Origin of the sequence: Pseudoxanthomonas beigongshangi (genome assembly GCF_016820515.1) — a bacterium.
In the GTDB taxonomy this organism is placed as follows: domain Bacteria; phylum Pseudomonadota; class Gammaproteobacteria; order Xanthomonadales; family Xanthomonadaceae; genus Pseudoxanthomonas_A; species Pseudoxanthomonas_A beigongshangi.
The window spans coordinates 75846-95095 of sequence record NZ_JADHDV010000003.1 but is presented as its reverse complement, the minus strand read 5'-3'; the positions used below and the strand labels follow the sequence as shown (position 1 = coordinate 95095).

The following is a 19250-nucleotide window of genomic DNA, read 5'->3' as shown; positions in this document are numbered from 1 at the left end:
CGGCGCGGACACTGTCCGTTGTGTCCGCCCCCGTTACAATCGGGACTCGTTTTGACTCAGGTGGACAAGACTCTATGTGCGGGATTGTGGGAGCGATCGCCGATCGCGACGTGGTACCGGTACTCATCGAGGGACTGAAGCGGCTGGAATACCGCGGCTACGACTCCGCCGGCATCGCCGTGGTCGAGCAGAAGGATGTGCGCCGCGTCCGCCGCACCGGCCGGGTGTCGGAGATGGAGAACGCGGCCGCCGCCGAGGGCTTCAACGCCAGCCTGGGCATCGGCCATACCCGCTGGGCCACCCACGGCGGGGTCACCGAGGCCAACGCCCACCCGCACATCAGCCATGGCGTGGCGCTGGTACACAACGGCATCATCGAGAACCACGAGGAGCAGCGCGAGAAGTTGCGCGCGCTGGGCTACGAATTCGAATCGCAGACCGACACCGAAGTCATCGCCCACCTGATGCACCACCACCTCAAGGGTGGCGATGACCTGCTCACCGCCCTGCAGCGCACGGTCAAGGAACTGACCGGCGCCTACGCGCTGGCCGTGGTCAGCCGCAAGGAACCCGAGCGCATGGTCTGCGCGCGCATGGGTTGCCCGCTGCTGATCGGCCTGGGCGAGGGCGAGAACTTCATCGCCTCGGACGTGTCGGCGATCATCCAGGCCACCCGCCGGGTGATCTTCCTGGAAGAAGGCGACACCGCCGAGGTCACCCGCCAGGCCGTGCGCGTGTTCGACGGCAACGACCAGCCCATCGAGCGCGATGTGCACGTCTCCGACGTGTCGCTGGCCTCGCTGGAACTGGGCCCGTACCGCCACTTCATGCAGAAGGAAATCCACGAGCAGCCGCGCGCCATCGCCGACACCATCGAGGCGGTCATCGACGGCGGCTTCCTGCCCACGCTGTTCGGCGCCAACGCCGAGGCCGTGCTCAAGGACATCGAGGGCGTGCAGATCCTCGCCTGCGGCACCAGCTACTACGCCGGCATGACCGCGCGCTACTGGATCGAGTCCATCGCCGGCCTGCCGTGCAGCGTGGAAATCGCCAGCGAATATCGCTACCGCGCCGCCTACGCCAATCCCAAGCACCTGATCGTCACCATCTCCCAGTCCGGCGAAACGCTGGACACGATGGAAGCGCTGAAGTACGCCAAGTCGCTCGGCCACCAGCACAGCCTGTCCATCTGCAACGTGCCCGAGAGCGCCATCCCGCGCGCCAGCGAACTGGTCTGCTACACCCGCGCCGGCGCGGAAATCGGCGTGGCTTCCACCAAGGCCTTCACCACCCAGCTGGCCGCGCTGTTCCAGCTGACCGTGGTGCTGGGCAAGCTGCATGGCAAGGTCACTCCGGAGCAGGAAGCCGACTACCTGGAGCAACTGCGCCACCTGCCCGGCAGCGTGCAGCACGCGCTCAACCTGGAACCGCAGATCGCCGCCTGGGCCGAACGCTTCGCGCCGAAGTCCGACGCGCTGTTCCTCGGCCGCGGCCTGCATTACCCCATCGCCCTGGAAGGCGCGCTCAAGCTCAAGGAAATCTCCTACATCCACGCCGAGGCCTATCCGGCCGGCGAGCTCAAGCACGGTCCGCTGGCGCTGGTCGACGCCGACATGCCGGTCGTCGTCATCGCGCCCAACGACACCCTGCTGGAGAAGGTCAAATCCAACATGCAGGAAGTCCGCGCGCGCGGCGGCGAGCTGTTCGTGTTCGCCGACCAGGACAGCAACTTCACCGAATCCGAAGGCGTACACGTCATCCGCACCCCGCGCCACACCGGCGTGCTCAGCCCGGTGGTGCACACCATTCCCGTCCAGTTGCTGGCGTACCACACGGCACTGGCACGAGGAACGGATGTGGACAAGCCGAGAAACCTGGCGAAATCGGTGACGGTGGAGTGATTGAAACGAGGGCCGCGAAAGCGGCCCTTGTTTTACTGGTCACGACGAAAACACGATTCTTGTGCCGTTCACAGATATCAGTTGAGGGGGCAAGCTATGAACAAGATGCTCAGGATTTTTCCTCTTCTCATGCTCTGGCTTGGTGCCGGAGTCGTCTTATGGATCGTGAGGCAACCAGAGCGGGTTGGCCTGTGTCTCGCAGGCATGACGATATTCGTTGTGATCCCTGGCAGGATTATCGACCGCGCCAGAGAACGAGCCGGTAAAACTTGGGCGCTGACACTGGCATTCGACGATCTGGCGATCCTGCGTGGAGGGGATTGGCTGCAGATCGTTGCCTGGTCTTCGCTAGCCGCTGGACTGATCCTGTCAGGATTACTGGCTTTCCAATAGCGCTCTTATGTCAGCGTTGACTGGGATTGGTGGGGGATCGCGTTGGCAATCGTTTTGTACCGGCGTACCCAGATCCAGGACCTCTCCTGCTCTCACCCTTTCTGCCCAATCCACAACCGATTGCCATCCGGATCCTCAATCCGGAACTCGCTCATGCCGTAGAACGGATGGCTGATCGAAGGCACCACCACGCCGCGCCGGCGCACCTCGCGGTGGTAGGCAAAGATATCGTCGGGATAGAGGTAGATCACCGACGTGCGCGGCGCATCCGGCGGCATGTTGATGGATTCGTCCACCATCAGCCGGCATTCGTCGAAGGTCAGCATGGCCCAGCGCCATTCGTCATTGCGGTTTTCCACCGCGAAGCCGAGTTTTCCGTAGAACTCCACGCTGGCCGGCATATCGCTGACCGGCAGCATGGGAATCAGGCGTTGCATCTTCATGGGTCTACTCCGTGTCGCCGGATGGAAGGGGATCCGTCTGCAATGCCCGCACCGTTGCAGCCGTGGTCCGTTGCAACGCAATCGCCATATCCTGGGCGTCGCATGTGGACTCGCCCAACAACCAGGCCGTGATGGGCGAGAACATGCCGTCGGCCAGTGAATGCGCCGCCAGCCGCGCCGGGATGCGCAGTCGAAACTCCCCGCGGTCGAGTGCCGCTTCCACTTGCGTGACCAATGCGCTGCGGACGACCCGCAGCGCCGGTCCCTGGAACAGGCTGGGGGCCAACGCGCGATTGGTCCAGAAGTGATCCAGCATCATGCGGACGCGCGCGGCGTCTGTGTCATCCGTGATCAAGCCGGCCAGGATCCGGAAAGGTTCCTCCAGGCTTGCCGACAGCAGTTCGTCCTTGTTGCGGAAATGCTCGTAGAAGGTCGAGCGGCTGACCCCGGAACGCGCCAGCACGTCGGCAATCCGGATGTCGTGATAACGCCGGCCGATTACCAGTGAAAGGAACGCGGCCAGAAGATCCTGATGGGTGCGCTGCCAGCGGGGATCGGCATGTGGGTCGGCCTGGGTCATGGCGGGAATCTTCCCACGAAGCGTGTCGGACAGTGGGCCTTGTTTGTTCGGAAAGTGCTTCCGACGTGGCCATTTTTTCCAATGCGGGAGGTGAAGCGGCGACGCCATGATCGAGTGCAGGTGTTCAGCGAGGTGGGTCTCGCCGATGAAGCCTCACCAAGGAGGCTGCCTATCGAATTTTTCGCCAAGAATGACACGCGAGTTCAACGACTAACATTGAATCCGGATCTATTGAATCGACGCGCCACACTCAGCAGACTCCGTTCCCGGAGTGTAGGAACTCCAGCGTAGTGCGAGGTCATCACGGAAACGTGGATGGCTCTTTCGTACCAGCATCATCGGTACTTCCGGCGTTTGTAGTTCCACGTCGGGAGGGCGGCTAATACAAGACCTCGCAAGAGGGAATACGCCCGCCGACACTACGCGGCTTTCCTAACCTCCCGACACCCGTCTGCACCTCCGCAGACGGGTTTTCACACGGAAAAGGAGTACCCGCATGAGCAAGACCCAACCGCCGCCCGATCGCCGTTCCGGCTACCTGTTGACCGACGAGGGCTACCTGCGCCTGCTTTCCCTGCAAGGCCAGCTCCGCCTGATGAGCCACCTGAGCCTGGCGTGCATGGCGGTGGAAAAAGACAAGGATCCGCACATCCCGATCAAGGCCTGGCACGCCAGCTTCGACGCATTCGCCGCGCAGGCCCAGCACGTCCTCGACCGGATGGCCTGGATGCCACCGCCGAACCCCGAAACCAAGCACTAAGCCAACGGGCATTCGCCAACACCGGCACCCCTGCGCAAGGTGCCCGATCCGACATCCCGGGATGTCGGATCATCGGTGCACCGCGCTGCCCGGCGTCGTGGTGCTGTTTCCGCCGGGGTCGGTATCTTCATCTCCGGCTCGATTCGAGTCGTCTCCTCGTGGCGATTGGCTGGATTTCCCGCTGCATCGCCAAGAGCAAATCCCCCGTCGCCTGCTGCGCAGGCGCCCGCCCCCTTTGCAAAAGGGGGCTATCAGGGCTCCTTTCTGAATCCTGTCGATAAGCGGGAGTCCGCTTTGCCTCCCCCTTCGAAGAAGGGGGACCGAGGGGGATTTGCTCTTGCCGCAATAAAGCGCAGCAGACTGCTCGCCGAAACCAATGGCAAAAGAACACGCGCAAACGAATCTTCTTGCCGGCGGCCCGGGCCTGAACTTCCTCGATAAGATATACCGGGAACGTGGACGCCCGGAGGAGGGCGCATGAGCGGACCGCTGAATTTCCCGTGCTGGGTAACGGGGCACGCCGTCGTGTTGATCGGCGGTTTCATGATGTTCGGTGGACTGCTGGGCGGCCTCGATCCGGGCATCAAGCAGGCGGATGATGCCGATCCTTTCGGTATCCCTCCCTCATCGACGGAGATATGGGGTCTCCTGTTCGCCGGACTCGTTCTTGTCGTAGTGGGGCGTTGGCTGGTAACGCGCAGGCCTCGTACGGGGCGGTAGAACGTCGGCCTTTGCGGTTGTCCGAAATGGAATCATCAGGGAGGACCGAATGCATCTGCGTCATTGCTTGTTGATGGTTATCGCGGCCGTTTTCTTGTCCGGGTGCGAGGTGACGGAAGCGCGGTATCAGGATCGGACCGAGGTTGCTTCCCGTAATGCCTTCCAGTCCGGCTGGTTTCCCGAATGGATTCCCGACGACGCATTCGATATCCGGGAGACCCACGATAGCGACACCAACGAATCCTGGCTGGTGTTCCGCCTGAAATCAGGTCATTGGAAGAACCCGGACGAATGCGCGAGCCAAGAGTCGCCGGTTCTGTCATCCCCGCGGGTCATGCAGCGATTCCCGCGATTCGCCAGGGACGCCTGGCAACGGGTAGGCGAGGGGGGCGGTGAAATCCGCGCCTGTGCGGGCAGACGCTGGGTGATGTGGGATCCGCAGCGGCAGTTGGTTTATAGCTGGACCGGGCACTGACAAGTTCCGGCCGCCTCTTCCACCCTGGTCGGCAACGCGCTCAAACACTGGCCGGTGACGGTCCTCCGCAACGTAGCGGAAATCGATATCGGCATTTCAACGATGGGCGCGGGAGACGGGCATAGGCAAGGTAATGGCGGTAATGCGCTGGCTGTTCGGTTTGTTCTACATGTATGTGGGCGGTTCGTGGTTCATCCACTGGATGCTGGGAAAGCCGTGGGTCGTACCTGAGGAAACGCCACCCGCGCGGACGCTGACCCTGGCGCTGAGCGCCAGCGGCATCGTCGATCCGCTGATTGCCGCCACCTGCCTGGTGGGTGGATTACTCCTGTTGATCCGGCGCACCGCGCCGCTGGGTATCGTGGTGCTATTTCCGCTGGTGGCCGGCATCTTCCTGTTCCATCTTTTGCTCAACGACAATGCGCCTTGGGGCACTTTCCATTTCGCCTGGCTGCTGTTGCTGGCGTGGTGGCATCGGGGGGCGTATCGACCGCTGTGGACTTATGGGGTGGAGCGGGCTACGTAGATTTCCCGCTGCATCGCCAAGAGCAAATCCCCCGTCGCCTGCTGCGCAGGCGCCCGCCCCCTTTTTCAAAGGGGGCTATCAGGGCTTGCTTCCCTCCGTAATCCCGCAGCCAAGTAGGAGTCTGCTTTGCTTCCCCCTTTTTAAAAGGGGGATTGAGGGGGATTTGCTCTTGCCGCATGAGAATGAAGCGTCTCCCCCGTTGCAGCATCACGCGATCAACCGCCGTGACACCTCATGCCTGCCGGGTGTGTCCCTCGGCGCCACCGCCCACGTCTTCGCCACCTCCTTCACCGCCCGCACCAGTTCCTCCTCCGGTTTGGCGTACGGAATCCGCAGCCAGCCGTCGGCACCCCCTTCCACGCTGAAGACCGGGCCGGGGGCGAGGTGGATGCCGCTGCGTTCCATGTCGGCGCACAGGCGGGTGGCGCTGCCGTAGGGCAGGTGCACCCACAGGGTCAGGCCGCCTTCGGGCTGGCGGAAGCGCCAGTCGGGCAGGTGTTCGCGCAGCGCGGTGATCAGCGCGTCGCGGCGCTGGCGCAGTAGTTCGCGGCGATTGGCGAGGATGTCCGGTTGGGCCAGCAGTTCGGCGACGACCAGTTGATCGAACAGCGAGCTGCCGAGATCGAACTGCACGCGGGCGTTGATCAGGCGGCGGATCAGCGGGCGTGGCGCGCGGATCCAGCCCACGCGCAGCCCGCCCCAGAACATCTTGGACGCGCTGCCCAGGGTGATGGCGTCGGTGGCATGCGCGGCGAAGGGCGCGGGCATCGGCGCGTCGGACAGCGCGGTGGCTTGCAGGGTCTCGTCGACGATGGCGGTGGTGCGGGCGTCGCGCAACGCGGCGGCGTAGCGCGCGCGCATGGCGTCGTCCATCAGGAAGCCGGTGGGATTCTGGAAATCGGGAATCAGGTAGGCCAGGTGCGGCGAGGTCTGTCGCAGGGTGGCTTCGATGCCGTCCAGATCCCAGCCCTGCTCGCCCAGCGGATTGGCCAGGGGCGAACTGATCAGCTTGCCGCCGCCCAGCCGCAGGGCTTCGATGGCGTTGGAATACACCGGTGATTCGAGCATCACCCGATCCCCCGGACGCGATAGCGCACGCGCGGTGACGGCCAGCGCCGACAGTGCGCCGCTGGTGATGACGATCTGTTCCGGCGCCGTTGGCAGGCCGCGCCGCGCATACGACTCGGCGATCATCGCCTGCAGGCCGGGCAGTCCCGAGGGCAGGTAGCCGTCGCTGCACAGATACGAAGGCAGCGCGGCGAGGGCGCGTTCGTACGCGGCGGCGACGCCCGGCGTGGCGGCGCCGGCGGCGCAGTTCAGATCGATGGCGCCTTCGATGGCCGGGTTCGTGCCCAGCGCGTGCAGGGCGTGATCGTGCGCGCGCCGGCGATCCACTGGCACCGTGGCGAAGGTGCCGGCGCCCTGTCGGGCGGTGGCGAAACCGGCGGCGATCAGATCGGCATAGGCGCGGGTGACGGTATTGCGCGAGACGCCCAGCGCGAGGGTGACCGCGCGCTCGCTGGGCAGGCGGGTGCCCAAGGGGATGCGGCCATCGCCAATCAGTTCCTGCAGGGCCTGGCACAGCCCTCGGTAGGCGGGGGAGCGGTTGAACTCGCCGACCAGGGTGGCGAGGCGTTCGGGAGCCAACGTGCGATTCATGGGGCCACTATCGCACGATTGGCTCTATGGAAAAGGGCCAATTACCCTCAAGGTGGCCCCATGGCAACGATCTCTCCCTCCTCGGGCCTGTCCAATCTCGGCCCCCTCGCGCAGCTCAAGGCCGGGCGCCTGCCCGAGCGGCTGTTCCGGCTGCTGGTCGGCCTGTGGCTGTATGGCTTGGCCATCGCCCTGATGGTGAAGGGCGCCATCGGCGCCTCGCCGTGGGACGTGTTCCACCTGGGCCTGTCGCTGCATCTGCCGGTGTCGTTCGGCGTGGTGATGATCATCACCGCGGTGGTCGTGCTGCTGGCGTGGATTCCGCTGCGGCAGATGCCGGGACTGGGCACGGTCGCCAACAGCCTGCTGCTGGGGCCGTTCGCCGACATCAGCCTGGCGATGCTCGGCACGCCGGAAAGCCTGTGGCTGCGCATCGCCTACATGCTGGGCGGAGTGCTGACCTGCGCCTTCGCCACCGCGCTCTATGTCGGCGCACAGCTGGGACCGGGCCCGCGCGACGGCTTGATGACCGGACTGTCGCGTCGCACCGGCTGGTCGATCCGCAAGGTGCGCACGATCATCGAAGTCACCGTGCTCATCGTCGGCGTATTGCTGGGTGGCGTCGTCGGCGTGGGCACGGTGATCTTCGCTCTGGGCGTGGGGCCGTTGACCCAGTTCTTCCTGCGTTATCTGGTGGTGCGGCTGGATGATCCCGACACGCGCACCGCCTTGCCGGAGGAGGCGTGATGAACGCGAACGTGCTCCGCTACAGCGCCTTCACCACGGATCCGGCCGGCGGCAATCCCGCCGGGGTCGTGCTGGATGCGCGCGGCATGCCGGAAGCGGACATGCAGCGCATCGCCGCCGAGGTGGGTTATTCGGAAACCGCCTTTCTGTTGCCGCGCGAGGATGGCACGTTCGACGTGCGCTACTTCAGTCCGTTGGCCGAGGTGCCGTTCTGCGGACACGCCACCATCGCCGCGACCGTCGCGCACGCCGAGGCGAACGGCGCGGGCGAGAAGGTGCTGCATACACGCGCCGGGCGCGTGCGCGTGCAGGTGGACGAGCAGTTCACCGCCACGCTGACCAGCGTCGAGCCGCGCATGGCGCCGCTGGATCCGGACGATCTGGATCGCCTGCTCGCCGTCCTGCGCTGGCATCGCGATGAACTGGACCCCGCACTGGCGCCGGCCGTCGCCTACGCCGGCGCGTGGCATCCGATCATCGCCGTGTCCACCCGCGACCGCCTGGCACGGCTGGATTACGATTTCGATGCGCTTTCCGGACTCATGGCGCAACGCGGCTGGACCACCTTGAACCTGATCTGGCGCGCGGATGCCGATACCTTCCACGCCCGCAATCCGTTTCCACCCGGTGGCGTGGTGGAGGACCCGGCCACGGGCGCCGCCGCCGCCGCGCTGGGTGCGTATCTGGCGCACAACGAGGCATTGCCGGCGGATCGCGTTTTCCGGGTTCACCAGGGCGATGATCTCGGGCGGCCGAGCCGGATCGGCGTGACGGTGCCGGAGGATCCGCGCGAGGGGATCCGTGTCAGCGGTACAGCGGTGAGGATCACGGACGCCGCAAACCAGGCAGGCTGATTCGGTGCGATCGCGCGACCATCGCGAGGTTCGATGGCAGGGACGATCGCGGAAGACGGAAGCCGCCGCGAGGGCAAGTGGGAATACGGCATAAGCACATTCGTCGCGACCATCACGCGCGCGGGCGCGTGGCGATATCCTTGCGTTTCCCAGTAGAGCCGTTGCACGCCCGGCGCCTGCGTCGGATGCCTTCCGCCACTGCGCGCAGGCGACGCAAGCCGGATGACGCGGTTGTCGTTGTCATCCGGATATCGCATGTCGAAACAGGTTCATGGGCCGTGCTCGCCGCTGCGCTGCCTCTCCCACCAGCGGCGAGCGCGGCTCACCCGCAAGCCGTTGCCGTGGACGGATGAACGGCGGCGCTTCTTCCATCTGCCCGCGCGCAGCCGGAATCCCGCTGGCCGGGCGCATTTGACAGCCGGCGGGGACAGGCTATCTTGGCGCTCCCTGCCGCGTACCGGCCACGCCCGGCGGCACCTCCGCACTCCCACGTTCCTGCGGGCGGGTGATCGCTCTCCCGCCAGGCCCACGGCGCCATGATCCAGTTCAAGAACATCAGCAAGTCCTTCGCCACGCCCGGCGGCGAAACCGTGGCGCTACGACCGCTGGATCTGGAGATCCGGCAGGGCGAGATCTTCGGCATCATCGGCCAGTCCGGCGCCGGCAAGTCGACCCTGCTGCGCCTGATCAACGGCCTGGAGCGTCCCTCGCAGGGCCAGGTGCTGGTGGAAGGGCAGGACATCGCGGCGCTGCCGGATCCGGAATTGCGCGCCGCGCGCCGGCGCATCGGCATGATCTTCCAGCACTTCAACCTGCTGGCGTCGCAGACGGTGACGGACAACGTGGCGTTCCCGCTGAAACTGGCCGGCATGAAGCGTGCGGAGATCGAACAACGGGTGGCGCAGTTGCTGGACCGTGTCGGCCTGCGGGCACTGGCGGATCGTTACCCGGCCCAGTTGTCCGGCGGGCAGAAACAGCGCGTGGGCATCGCGCGCGCGCTGGCCACCCAGCCACACCTGCTGCTGTGCGACGAGGCCACCAGCGCGCTGGATCCGCAGACCACCCAATCCATCCTGCGCCTGCTGGCGGATTTGAATCGCGAACTCGGACTGACCATCGTGCTGATCACCCACGAGATGGAAGTGGTGCGCAGCATCTGCCATCGCGTGGCGGTGCTGGATGCGGGGCAACTGGTGGAGACCGGACCGGTGACGCAGGTGTTCCTGCATCCGTCCCATCCGACCACACGGCAGTTCGTGGTCGATGCCGAACACCTGGACGAGGACGAGCAGCGCCGCGCGCTGGACGCGGTGCCCGGCCGCATCCTGCGCCTGACCTTCCTCGGTGGCGATACCTACCGGCCATTGCTCGGCCAGGTCGCGCGCCAGACCGGCGTGGACTACACGATTTTGGGCGGCCGCATCGGTCGCATCCGCGATACGCCGTATGGCCAGCTCACCATCGCCATGACCGAAGGTGATGCCGATGACGCCGCCTCCCGCCTGCAACAGGCCGGCGTCGATGTCGAGGTGCTGCGCGCATGATCACGATCGCGACCGTGCTGGGACTGGATCCGGCCAAGTGGGGCGAAGTGCTGGTGGCGAGCGGCGATACCCTCCTGATGCTCGCGGGTGCGCTACCGTTGACCCTGCTGCTGGGCCTGCCGCTGGGCGTGCTGCTGTTCCTCAGCGACCAGCGCCAGCGCCTGGAGAACCGCTGGCTGCATGGCGCACTGGCGTTGCTGGTCAACCTGGTGCGCTCGGCGCCCTTCATCATCCTGATGATCGTGTTGATCCCGGTGACGCTGAGCCTGGTGGGCACGTCGCTGGGCGTGCGCGGGGCGATCCTGCCGCTGGTGGTGGGCGCGGTGCCGTTCTACGCGCGGCTGGTCGAAACGGCACTGCGGGAAGTCCATCCGGGTGTCATCGAAGCCAGCGAGGCCATGGGCGCCACCACGTGGCAACTGGTGCGGCGCGTGCTGCTGCCGGAATCCATGCCGGGCCTGCTGGCGGGAGCGACGGTCACCGCGGTGGCCCTGATCGGATTCACCGCGATGGGCGGCGCCATCGGTTCCGGCGGCCTGGGCGATCTGGCGTATCGTGATGGCTACCTGCGATCCCAGACGTCGGTGGCGGTGATCACCGTCGCGCTGCTGCTGATCATCGTCCAACTCCTGCAGTGGCTGGGCGACAGCCTGGTCCGGCGTTTCAACCGCCGCTGATTCCTTTTTCCCCTCCCCGGTATTTCCCCATGAAGAAGTTGCTGCTCCCGCTGTCGCTGCTGCTGCTGGCCCTGGCGGCCTGCAAGCCGGCGGCGAAGTCCGACGATACCCTGACCATCGCCGCCACCGCCGTGCCGCACGCGGAAATCCTGGAGGTGGTCAAGCCGCTCCTGGCCAAGGACGGCGTGAAGCTGGAGGTGCGCGTGTTCAACGACTACGTGCAGCCCAACGACCAGGTCGTGCAGGGCCAGATCGACGTGAACTACTTCCAGACCGAGCCCTATCTGAAAGCCTACAACCAGGATCGCGGCACGAAGCTGGAAACCTACATCGGCGTGCACATCGAACCGTTCGGCGCGTACTCCCGCCGCTACAAGTCGCTGGACGTGCTGCCGGCCGGCGCGGACGTGGTGATCCCCAACGATCCGAGCAATAACAGCCGCGCGCTGATCCTGCTGCATCGCGCCGGGGTCATCCAGCTCAAGGATCCGTCCAACCAGATGGCGACCCTGCGCGACATCACCGCCAATCCGAAGCAGCTGAAGTTCCGCGAACTCGACGCCGCGATGCTGCCGCGCGTGCTGGATCAGGTCGATCTGGCACTGATCAACACCAACTACGCGCTGGATGCCGGCCTGCAGCCGACCCGCGACGCCCTCGCCATCGAGGACGCGAAATCGCCCTACGTGAACTTCCTGGTCGGCCGCCCGGACCTGCGCGACGACCCGCGGGTGAAGAAGCTGGAAGCCGCGTTGACCAGCCCGGCCGTGCGCGAGTTCATCCAGAAGAAGTACCAGGGCGCGGTGTTGCCGGCGTTCTGATCATGCGCCCCTGGCTCGCGCCGTCTCTGATGACGGTAACCGCGGGGTCCGTTGTCCGGTGCGGGAGCAGGAGAGAACGACTTGCCGGATGAAGACATGCCGCGCGTGCAGACGGGGGAACCCTTGAATTGGACGCGTATCACCCGGTACGCGATCCTGATGTTCCTGATCCACTTCTCCATCGGCTTGGCTGAAGGCATGTTCGTGTCCGCTGCCTCCGACAAGGAGGCACTGATACGCCAGACGGCCATTGGCCTTGTGATCATGGCATCGGTGGACTTCCTGATATTCGCCCAGCTGGCCTGTCGCCAACGCGAGCGCCGCCTGCAACACGCGGCACTCGTATTCCTGTTGATGTCGGGCATCGCGCAGGCGTTCAGTGTGGTGATCGGATTGTGGCTGCCGTCAACACAGCCTGCGCTGCTCACCGTCTTGTATGTCGCGGCGTCCCTGCTGGGAGCGTTGCTTGGAACCTTGGCGGGATACGTCGCCAGCGCCCGCCGGGCTTCGGAGAGCTAGTGGCGGCGCCATGTGTCCGCACCGCCGGCCTGGACCGCGTAGGCCGGTGTGCCCCGTTGCAAATGTGAATTATTATCACATAATACGCGCTGTCGGACGTCAGCCCCTCGCCGCGTCCCTGGCGACCGGTTTCCCGGTCCTGCTCGTGGGAAAAACCTCCTTTGTCGTACCCCCGTATTCCCGTTGCCCGCCAGCGCGGGTCAGCGCTGGCCGTTTGCCTGCTGGCCGCCCTCCAGGCCCAGGCCCAACAGGCGCCTTCCGGCGTTGGCGCCGCCGACGTGCCGGAGACCAAAACCCTGGATGAAATCGTCGTCCGCGGCGAGAAGACCGAGCGCTCCCTGCAGGACACCACCGCCAGCGTGGCGGTGACGACCTCGGTGCGGATCGAGCAGGAGAACCTGCAAAGCCTGTTCGACATCCTCAACCGCACTGCCAACGTGTCGCAGATGTACGGTGACCGTGGCTTCACCATCCGCGGCATCGCCAACGAGGCCGGTGCGCCCAATCCGCTGGCGACGATCTATGTGGATGGCGCGGCGTTGCCGAGCAACGCGAGCGATGCCGGCCCGACCGACCTGTGGGACATCGCCCAGGTGGAAGTGCTGCGCGGACCGCAATCCACCATCCAGGGCGAGAACGCGCTGGCCGGCGCGGTGGTGCTGCGCACCGAGGACCCGACGATGGACTGGTCGGGTCGGGCACGCGTGCTGTTGGCTGATCCGGGGGATCGCCGGGTGGCGTTCGCCGGCGGCGGTCCGCTGCTGGCCGACGAACTGGCGTTCCGGGTGGCGGTGGAGGACCGCCGCTTCGATGGCTTCATCGACAATCCCACCCGCGGCGTGCCGGAGGACAAGCGCGAGTCGACGATGGCGCGCGCCAAGCTGCTGTGGACGCCAAAGGCGATCGAGGGCCTGGCCGCGCGGTTGACCTTCACCCGCGACGATCGCAAGGGCCCCTACATGTATGCCTACGCGCGCAACGACGTACCAAATTACTACGACCATCGCATCAACACCTCGGACCATCCGTCCAGCACCGACGCGCTAAGCCGGATCGCGACGCTGGAAATCGACTACGCGTTGTCCGGCCCCTGGTCGATGTCGGCCGTCACGGCCTGGTCGGATACCGACATGCAGCGCAGTTTCGACACCGACCTGACCGAGCGGCCGGAAGCCTACGGCAACACCCGGGAACAGTACGACACGCTGTCGCAGGAGTTCCGCCTGCACTACCGCGGCGATCGCCTGCGTGGCCTGCTCGGCCTGTACGGCTCGCAGCGCGAGATGGACAACCTGAGCGTCAATCGCACCAACGTGGAAACGCCGGTGGGCACGATCGCCGCCGTGCTGCAGGGCGCCGGGCTGGATCCGGCCACCGCCGGTTACGTGGCCGGACTGTACGCGCAGGCGGTGCCGGTGATTCCGGTCGATTACACCAGCAAGAGCCAGTCGCGTGCGCGCAACGCGGCGCTGTTCACCGATTTCGAATTCGACCTGGCGCAACGGTTGTCGCTGTTGGGCGGTTTCCGTTACGACCGCGAACAGTACCGGTTCGGCTCCGACGCCACGGCGATATTCGCCGGCACCTTGCCGGATCCCGATGCGTTCGGCCCGGCGCTGTCGCCGGCCATTGGCGGGATCAACCAGGCGGTACTGGCCATGGTGCGGCAGGCCAACAGCAATACGCCGCTGGACACCCGCGAGTTCACCGCGTTCCTGCCCAAACTCGGCCTGCGCTTCGCCTGGAACGAGGACCTATCCACCGCCTTCGTCGTCCAGCGTGGTTACCGGTCGGGCGGATCAACCTTCAACATCGCGCGAGGCCGCAACTATGCGTACGACCCGGAGTACACCTGGAACGCCGAGTTGTCGCTGCGCTCGCAGTGGCTGGACGATGCGCTGACCCTGAACGCCAACGTCTACTACATCGACTGGAAGGACAAGCAGGTCATCGCCATGTTCGGCATCAATGACTATGACTACCACACGGTCAACGCGGGCAAGGCGCACCTGTACGGCTTCGAACTGGAGGCCAGCCACCGCCTCGGCAGCGGTTTCGACTGGTACGCCTCGCTGGGCTATTCGCGCACGCGCTACGACGAGTTCAAGACCGACCTGGACGCGCGCATCAATGACTATTCCGGCCAGGAGTTCGCCTACGCGCCGCGCTGGACGTTCGCCGTGGGCGCCAACCTGCGCTTCGGCGAGGGTTGGGTGGCCAACCTCAACGCCAACCACCGCAGCCGGGTGAATCCCGACGTGGGAACCGCCACGCGGGCGCTGTCGTCCCGGACGGTGGTGAACACCCGGTTCGGCTACGAGCTGGCGGACTGGAGCGCGTACCTGTTCGCCAACAACCTGTTCGACGAGGACTACACCCAGTACGCGTGGTCCGACGACAGTCCCAACGTGATCCTGGGCGCGCCGCGCGTGGTGGGCCTGGGCATCGAATACCGCTGGTAAGCGCAATCCTGGATGGAAGGAAATTTGCCGATGAGCCTGCTCTATCTGCTGCTGGCGGGGTTGGCCGCGCTGGCGTTCTACCTGGCCAGCGCGCACCAGCGGCTGGCGCCGCGCCTGCGCGATCGCGCGCGTGCGCTGCGGTGGGTGGCGTGGACCTGCATGCTGCTGTCCACGGGAGTGGCCTGCGGCGCGTTCGGCGTGTGGTCCGGCGTGTTCGCCGCGCTTTCGGCGCTGATGCTGGGACTGGTGGTGCTGCCGTATGCCGATGCTTGGTGGCAGATCCGGAAGGAGAAGATCCATGTGGGCTAAATCGCTGGCGGCCGCGCTGCTGGGACTTCCGTTGACCGTGGGCATCATCGGTGTGATCGCGCTGCATTGGCCGGGCGAGTTGGCCCGGGTGACCATGCCATGGCTGCTGCTCTCCTTCCCGCTGTGGGTGGCGGTGATGTCGCTGGCGTTCCTGGCCCGAACCGGCCTGCGCACATGGTTGTGGATGGGTGGCGGCACGCTGCTCTGCTTCTGCCTGATCCAAGTGTCCCGTCTGCTGGGCTGGGCCGCGGAGCTGCCGGCATGAAGGCAGCGACGTTGCGCAGTTTCCTGTCCGTCCACACCTGGGTCGGCCTGATCGCCGGCATGGGCCTGTTCATTGCGTTTTACGCGGGCGCGGTGACCGTGTTCGTGCACGAGTTGCAGGGCTGGGAACGCCCGCCGCAGGCGATGCCCGCGCCGGAAACCGGCCATGCCCAGGCCCAGGCATTGGTGGACGGCGTGTTGCGCCGCCATCCCGAGGCCAGCCACAGTCTGGTCGTGACCCTGCCCGGCGAACACGGGCCGCAGGCGTCGCTCTACTGGTACGACGAGAAAACCGGCGACCAGCACAGGTTCACCCTGGAGGATGGGGGTCTGGTGCAGACGCCCGCGCGCGCTGGTTTTGTCGATTTCATCTACGACCTTCATTTCACCGCCGGCCTGCCGCGCACGTTCGGCATGTACCTGTTCGGGGTGTTCTGCATCCTTTACGGCCTGGCGCTGGTAAGCGGCGTGATCCTGTATGCACCGGTGTTCCTCAAGGACCTGTTCGCATTGCGCCTGGGCCGCAACATCAAGCGCCTATGGCAGGACGCGCACAACGTGATCGGCATGCTGTCGTTGCCGTTCCATGTGATCTTCGCCTGGAGCGGCGCGGTGCTGACCATCGGTTTCCTGATGCTGGCGCCGTTCCAGTTCCTGGTCTACGACGGCAAGTTGCTGAAGATCCTGGAAGGCGACTTCGACGTGGCGCCTCATGTCGAGCCGGCCGGTGTCGCGCGGCCGATGCTGCCGGTCGCCGAACTGGTACGGCGCGCGGAAGTCGCGCTGCCGGGCATGGCGGTGGAAAGCCTGTTCTATCACGACGCGGGTGATGCCAACGCACAGGTGACGCTGTACGGCGAATTGCCGCAGCGCCGGCTCAACCATATGGCGGGCGTCGCCATCAATGCCGCCAGCGGACAGGTCATCAAGGCGCTGCCGCCGCGCGACTATCCGCCGGGCATGGCCTTCCTGCGCGGATTGCAGCATCTGCACTACGGAAATTTCGGCGACATGGCGGTGAAGTGGCTGTACTTCCTGCTGGGTCTGGCCGGCGCGTTCCTGTTCTACAGCGGCAACCTGTTGTGGATCGAGGCCCGGCGCAAGCGGCGCGAGGTGCAGCAGCCGCGCCGCACCCGGGTGATGGCGGGGCTGACCCTGGGTATCTGCCTGGGCTGCGTGGCCGGCGTGTCGGCGGTATTCGTATCGGCGGCGCTATTGCCCGCGCTGGCCCCGTCAACGGCGTACTACGTGGTGTTCTTCGCCAGTCTGGCGTGGGCGTTGCTGCGACGTCCGGTGCGCGCCGGATACGAACTGCTGTGGCTGTGCGTCGTACTGACCGCGGCGATTCCGGTCGCCGGCTACGTGGCTTCGGGCGAGCACCTGTTCACGGCGCTGGGGCGTGGACATTGGCATCGCTTCTTCATCGACGGCACCGCGCTGGCGATGGCGCTGGTGTTCTGGCGCATGGCGGTGGCCACGCGGGCGCGCGGGCGCAACGGCGACCCGAACAGCGTGTGGGCGGCCGGATAGATCGCCATGACACGCCGCCCGCCCGAAACAGGGCAGGCGGCCAGACGGCAGCGGGAGGCTCCCGACCATGGGCATCGTCCAGGTCGGGAAGAAACCGCGACGGGCCTCAGACCCGTCCGAACACCAGCGTGGCGTTGGTGCCGCCGAAGCCGAAGCTGTTGGACATCACCGTGTCCAGCGTCGCGTCGCGGCTTTCGCGCACGATCGGGAAGCTTTCGACGCGCGGATCCGGCGTATCGATGTTCGCCGAGCCGGCGATGAAGCCGTCGCGCATCATCAGCAGGCAGTAGATCGCCTCGTGCACGCTGGCCGCGCCAAGCGAATGGCCGGACAGCGCCTTGGTCGAGGACAGCGGCGGCACCGCATCGCCGAACACGCTGCGCACGGCGTCAAGTTCCACGACGTCGCCCAGCGGCGTCGAAGTACCGTGGGTGTTGAGGTAGTCGACCGGTTTGTCCACGCCTTCCAGGGCCATCTGCATGCAGCGCACCGCGCCTTCGCCGGACGGGGCGACCATGTCGGCGCCGTCGGAGGTGACACCGTAGCCAAGCAGTTCGGCGTGGATGCGCGCACCGCGCTTGACCGCGTGGTCGTAGTCTTCCAGCACCAGCATGCCGCCGCCGCCTGCGATGACGAAACCATCGCGATCGGCGTCATACGGACGCGAGGCGCGGGTCGGATCCTCGTTGCGCTGGCTGGACAACGCGCCCATGGCGTCGAACATCATCGTCAGCGCCCAGTGCAGTTCCTCGCCGCCACCGGCGAACACGATGTCCTGGCGGCCGGCGCGGATCAGGTCCGCCGCCGCGCCGATGCAATGCGCGGAGGTCGCGCAGGCGGCCGACAGCGAATAGCTCACGCCCTTGATCTTGCACGCGGTGGCGAGCGTGGCCGAGACGGTCGAGCACATCGTGCGCGGCACCATGTACGGACCGACCTTGCGGATGCCGCGCTGGCGCAGCAGATCCGCCGCCTCGATCTGCCATTCGGCCGAGCCGCCGCCGGAACCGGCAATCAGGCCCGTGCGCGGCTGGCTGACCAGCGCTTCGTCCAGGCCGGCATCGGCGATCGCATCGCGCATCGCCAGATAGGCGTAGGCGGCGGCATCGCCCATGAAGCGCTTCTGCTTGCGATCGATCAGGGCTTCCAGATCCAGCTCCGGCGCGCCGCCGACCTGGCTGCGGAAGCCGAGCTCGGCGTATTGCGGCAGATGGCGGATGCCGGAGCGGCCTTCGCGTAGCGCGGCGGAAACGGTGTTGGAATCATTGCCCAGGCAGGAAGTGATGCCCAGGCCGGTGATGACGACGCGGCGCATGCTCAGAACGCCTCCGTGGAGGTGAACAGGCCCACGCGCAGATCGCGCGCGGTATAGATCTCGCGGCCATCGACCAGCATGCGGCCATCGGCCACGGCCAGCACCAGCTTGCGGTTGATCACGCGGCTGATGTCGATTTCATAGCTCACCCGCTTGGCGGTGGGCAGCACCTGGCCGGTGAACTTCACCTCGCCGGTGCCGAGCGCGCGGCCACGTCCGGGCGCGCCGATCCAGGTGAGATAGAAACCGGTGAGTTGCCACAGCGCGTCCAGGCCCAGGCAGCCGGGCATCACCGGGTCGCCGAGGAAGTGGCATTTGAAGAACCACAGGTCCGGATGGATATCCAGTTCCGCCCGCACCATGCCCTTGCCGTGCGCGCCGCCGTCCTCGCGGATCTCGGTGATGCGATCGAACATCAACATCGGGTCATTGGGGAGGCGGCCGGCGTCCGGGCCGAACAGTTCGCCGCGGGCGCTGGCCAGCAGCTGATCCCGGGTAAAGGAAGCGGGGGATTTCATGCGTGATCCGACAGGTCAGGAACCAGAATAATGCACAATTGTGCATACAGCTGTATTGACGCAGATCAGCCTCGTGTTTCCGTACGCCGGCGTAGGCGGACGAAGAACAAGGCGGCGCTTGGATTTTCGCGGATGCGCGTTGTCCGGTCGGATACCCTCGGATACCGCATCCGCCGGCGTACGGTGCGCAAATTGCGCGATGCGAGTGCCTGCGCTGTTGCTCGCGTTGGGTCTGT

General features: G+C 65.9%; 21 protein-coding genes. 16 read left to right on the top strand and 5 right to left on the bottom strand.

Features of this window, described 5'->3' with window-relative positions; translation table 11 throughout:
- The first annotated feature begins 74 nt into the window (after positions 1 to 74).
- Both glmS and IQ458_RS03105 read left to right on the top strand, forming a co-directional pair.
- Positions 75 to 1901: a glutamine--fructose-6-phosphate transaminase (isomerizing) gene (gene glmS, locus IQ458_RS03110; protein ID WP_183640774.1), complete on the top strand. Its 1827-nt coding sequence runs from the start codon at positions 75 to 77 to the stop codon at positions 1899 to 1901.
- 96 nt (positions 1902 to 1997) lie between these two features.
- Entirely contained in the window at positions 1998 to 2294 is a 297-nt protein-coding gene (locus tag IQ458_RS03105) for a hypothetical protein (protein ID WP_203321887.1), read from the top strand.
- A 92-nt stretch (positions 2295 to 2386) separates the two neighbouring features.
- On the opposite strand, the gene IQ458_RS03100 is transcribed toward IQ458_RS03105, so the two are convergent.
- Both IQ458_RS03100 and IQ458_RS03095 read right to left on the bottom strand, forming a co-directional pair.
- Complete coding sequence (locus tag IQ458_RS03100; protein WP_203321886.1) at positions 2387 to 2737, bottom strand: VOC family protein; 351 nt, start codon at positions 2735 to 2737, stop codon at positions 2387 to 2389.
- A 4-nt stretch (positions 2738 to 2741) separates the two neighbouring features.
- Entirely contained in the window at positions 2742 to 3317 is a 576-nt protein-coding gene (locus IQ458_RS03095) for a TetR/AcrR family transcriptional regulator (protein ID WP_203321885.1), read from the bottom strand.
- A gap of 496 nt (positions 3318 to 3813) precedes the next feature.
- Between IQ458_RS03095 and IQ458_RS03090 the strand changes: the two genes are divergently transcribed.
- The 4 genes from IQ458_RS03090 to IQ458_RS03075 all read left to right on the top strand — a co-directional run bounded on the left by IQ458_RS03090 (position 3814) and on the right by IQ458_RS03075 (position 5798).
- Positions 3814 to 4077, top strand: a complete 264-nt coding sequence (locus IQ458_RS03090) for an XAC0095 family protein (protein WP_203321884.1) — start codon at positions 3814 to 3816, stop codon at positions 4075 to 4077.
- A gap of 477 nt (positions 4078 to 4554) precedes the next feature.
- Positions 4555 to 4797: a hypothetical protein gene (locus IQ458_RS03085; RefSeq protein WP_203321883.1), complete on the top strand. Its 243-nt coding sequence runs from the start codon at positions 4555 to 4557 to the stop codon at positions 4795 to 4797.
- 49 nt (positions 4798 to 4846) lie between these two features.
- Complete coding sequence (locus tag IQ458_RS03080) at positions 4847 to 5272, top strand: YbbD-related protein (protein ID WP_203321882.1); 426 nt, start codon at positions 4847 to 4849, stop codon at positions 5270 to 5272.
- 142 nt (positions 5273 to 5414) lie between these two features.
- Positions 5415 to 5798 carry a hypothetical protein gene (locus IQ458_RS03075; RefSeq protein WP_203321881.1) on the top strand — a complete coding sequence of 128 codons (384 nt, stop codon included), beginning with the start codon at positions 5415 to 5417 and terminating at the stop codon, positions 5796 to 5798.
- A 207-nt stretch (positions 5799 to 6005) separates the two neighbouring features.
- Here IQ458_RS03075 and yczR read toward each other — a convergent pair whose 3' ends face one another.
- Complete coding sequence (gene yczR, locus IQ458_RS03070) at positions 6006 to 7457, bottom strand: MocR-like transcription factor YczR (protein WP_203321880.1); 1452 nt, start codon at positions 7455 to 7457, stop codon at positions 6006 to 6008.
- Between the two features lie 60 nt (positions 7458 to 7517).
- On the opposite strand from yczR, the gene yczE reads away from it, so the two are divergent.
- The 10 genes from yczE (at position 7518) to IQ458_RS03020 (ending at position 17181) form a co-directional block, all read left to right on the top strand.
- The gene (gene yczE / locus IQ458_RS03065; RefSeq protein WP_183640786.1) at positions 7518 to 8201 is read left to right on the top strand and encodes a membrane protein YczE; all 684 of its coding nucleotides are present in this window, start codon (positions 7518 to 7520) and stop codon (positions 8199 to 8201) included.
- Entirely contained in the window at positions 8201 to 9055 is an 855-nt protein-coding gene (locus tag IQ458_RS03060; RefSeq protein ID WP_203321879.1) for a PhzF family phenazine biosynthesis protein, read from the top strand. Before yczE ends, IQ458_RS03060 begins: the two co-directional genes overlap by 1 nt.
- A 536-nt stretch (positions 9056 to 9591) precedes the next feature.
- Complete coding sequence (locus tag IQ458_RS03055; protein ID WP_203321878.1) at positions 9592 to 10599, top strand: methionine ABC transporter ATP-binding protein; 1008 nt, start codon at positions 9592 to 9594, stop codon at positions 10597 to 10599.
- Entirely contained in the window at positions 10596 to 11276 is a 681-nt protein-coding gene (locus tag IQ458_RS03050) for a methionine ABC transporter permease (RefSeq protein ID WP_203321877.1), read from the top strand. The genes IQ458_RS03055 and IQ458_RS03050 overlap by 4 nt, the downstream gene beginning before the upstream one ends.
- Positions 11277 to 11305: 29 nt before the next feature.
- On the top strand, positions 11306 to 12097 hold the full coding sequence (locus tag IQ458_RS03045; RefSeq protein ID WP_203321876.1) for a MetQ/NlpA family ABC transporter substrate-binding protein: 792 nt from the start codon (positions 11306 to 11308) through the stop codon (positions 12095 to 12097).
- A gap of 81 nt (positions 12098 to 12178) precedes the next feature.
- Positions 12179 to 12616: a hypothetical protein gene (locus IQ458_RS03040; protein WP_203321875.1), complete on the top strand. Its 438-nt coding sequence runs from the start codon at positions 12179 to 12181 to the stop codon at positions 12614 to 12616.
- 161 nt (positions 12617 to 12777) lie between these two features.
- Positions 12778 to 15078, top strand: coding sequence for a TonB-dependent receptor (locus IQ458_RS03035; protein ID WP_235996601.1), 2301 nt, complete (start codon positions 12778 to 12780; stop codon positions 15076 to 15078).
- A 30-nt stretch (positions 15079 to 15108) separates the two neighbouring features.
- On the top strand, positions 15109 to 15387 hold the full coding sequence (locus IQ458_RS03030; RefSeq protein ID WP_225562482.1) for a hypothetical protein: 279 nt from the start codon (positions 15109 to 15111) through the stop codon (positions 15385 to 15387).
- The gene (locus IQ458_RS03025; RefSeq protein WP_203321874.1) at positions 15377 to 15652 is read left to right on the top strand and encodes a hypothetical protein; all 276 of its coding nucleotides are present in this window, start codon (positions 15377 to 15379) and stop codon (positions 15650 to 15652) included. The genes IQ458_RS03030 and IQ458_RS03025 overlap by 11 nt, the downstream gene beginning before the upstream one ends.
- Complete coding sequence (locus IQ458_RS03020; protein WP_203321873.1) at positions 15649 to 17181, top strand: PepSY-associated TM helix domain-containing protein; 1533 nt, start codon at positions 15649 to 15651, stop codon at positions 17179 to 17181. The genes IQ458_RS03025 and IQ458_RS03020 overlap by 4 nt, the downstream gene beginning before the upstream one ends.
- Before the next feature lie 106 nt (positions 17182 to 17287).
- Here the strand turns inward: IQ458_RS03020 and fabB are convergent, their stop codons facing one another.
- The gene (fabB, locus tag IQ458_RS03015; RefSeq protein ID WP_183640799.1) at positions 17288 to 18496 is read right to left on the bottom strand and encodes a beta-ketoacyl-ACP synthase I; all 1209 of its coding nucleotides are present in this window, start codon (positions 18494 to 18496) and stop codon (positions 17288 to 17290) included.
- A gap of 2 nt (positions 18497 to 18498) precedes the next feature.
- Positions 18499 to 19014 carry a 3-hydroxyacyl-[acyl-carrier-protein] dehydratase FabA gene (gene fabA / locus IQ458_RS03010; protein WP_141454298.1) on the bottom strand — a complete coding sequence of 172 codons (516 nt, stop codon included), beginning with the start codon at positions 19012 to 19014 and terminating at the stop codon, positions 18499 to 18501.
- Positions 19015 to 19250 lie beyond the last annotated feature (236 nt).

Coding starts and splice junctions, on each gene's coding strand:
- IQ458_RS03055 (WP_203321878.1), top strand. CDS start 9,592: ATGATCCAGTTCAAGAACATCAGCAAGTCCTTCGCCACGCCCGGCGGC.
- IQ458_RS03020 (WP_203321873.1), top strand. CDS start 15,649: ATGAAGGCAGCGACGTTGCGCAGTTTCCTGTCCGTCCACACCTGGGTC.
- IQ458_RS03095 (WP_203321885.1), bottom strand. CDS start 3,317: ATGACCCAGGCCGACCCACATGCCGATCCCCGCTGGCAGCGCACCCAT.
- fabB (WP_183640799.1), bottom strand. CDS start 18,496: ATGCGCCGCGTCGTCATCACCGGCCTGGGCATCACTTCCTGCCTGGGC.
- glmS (WP_183640774.1), top strand. CDS start 75: ATGTGCGGGATTGTGGGAGCGATCGCCGATCGCGACGTGGTACCGGTA.
- yczR (WP_203321880.1), bottom strand. CDS start 7,457: ATGAATCGCACGTTGGCTCCCGAACGCCTCGCCACCCTGGTCGGCGAG.
- yczE (WP_183640786.1), top strand. CDS start 7,518: ATGGCAACGATCTCTCCCTCCTCGGGCCTGTCCAATCTCGGCCCCCTC.
- IQ458_RS03030 (WP_225562482.1), top strand. CDS start 15,109: ATGAGCCTGCTCTATCTGCTGCTGGCGGGGTTGGCCGCGCTGGCGTTC.
- IQ458_RS03090 (WP_203321884.1), top strand. CDS start 3,814: ATGAGCAAGACCCAACCGCCGCCCGATCGCCGTTCCGGCTACCTGTTG.
- IQ458_RS03100 (WP_203321886.1), bottom strand. CDS start 2,737: ATGAAGATGCAACGCCTGATTCCCATGCTGCCGGTCAGCGATATGCCG.
- IQ458_RS03060 (WP_203321879.1), top strand. CDS start 8,201: ATGAACGCGAACGTGCTCCGCTACAGCGCCTTCACCACGGATCCGGCC.
- IQ458_RS03050 (WP_203321877.1), top strand. CDS start 10,596: ATGATCACGATCGCGACCGTGCTGGGACTGGATCCGGCCAAGTGGGGC.
- IQ458_RS03075 (WP_203321881.1), top strand. CDS start 5,415: ATGCGCTGGCTGTTCGGTTTGTTCTACATGTATGTGGGCGGTTCGTGG.
- IQ458_RS03105 (WP_203321887.1), top strand. CDS start 1,998: ATGAACAAGATGCTCAGGATTTTTCCTCTTCTCATGCTCTGGCTTGGT.
- IQ458_RS03085 (WP_203321883.1), top strand. CDS start 4,555: ATGAGCGGACCGCTGAATTTCCCGTGCTGGGTAACGGGGCACGCCGTC.
- fabA (WP_141454298.1), bottom strand. CDS start 19,014: ATGAAATCCCCCGCTTCCTTTACCCGGGATCAGCTGCTGGCCAGCGCC.
- IQ458_RS03045 (WP_203321876.1), top strand. CDS start 11,306: ATGAAGAAGTTGCTGCTCCCGCTGTCGCTGCTGCTGCTGGCCCTGGCG.
- IQ458_RS03025 (WP_203321874.1), top strand. CDS start 15,377: ATGTGGGCTAAATCGCTGGCGGCCGCGCTGCTGGGACTTCCGTTGACC.
- IQ458_RS03080 (WP_203321882.1), top strand. CDS start 4,847: ATGCATCTGCGTCATTGCTTGTTGATGGTTATCGCGGCCGTTTTCTTG.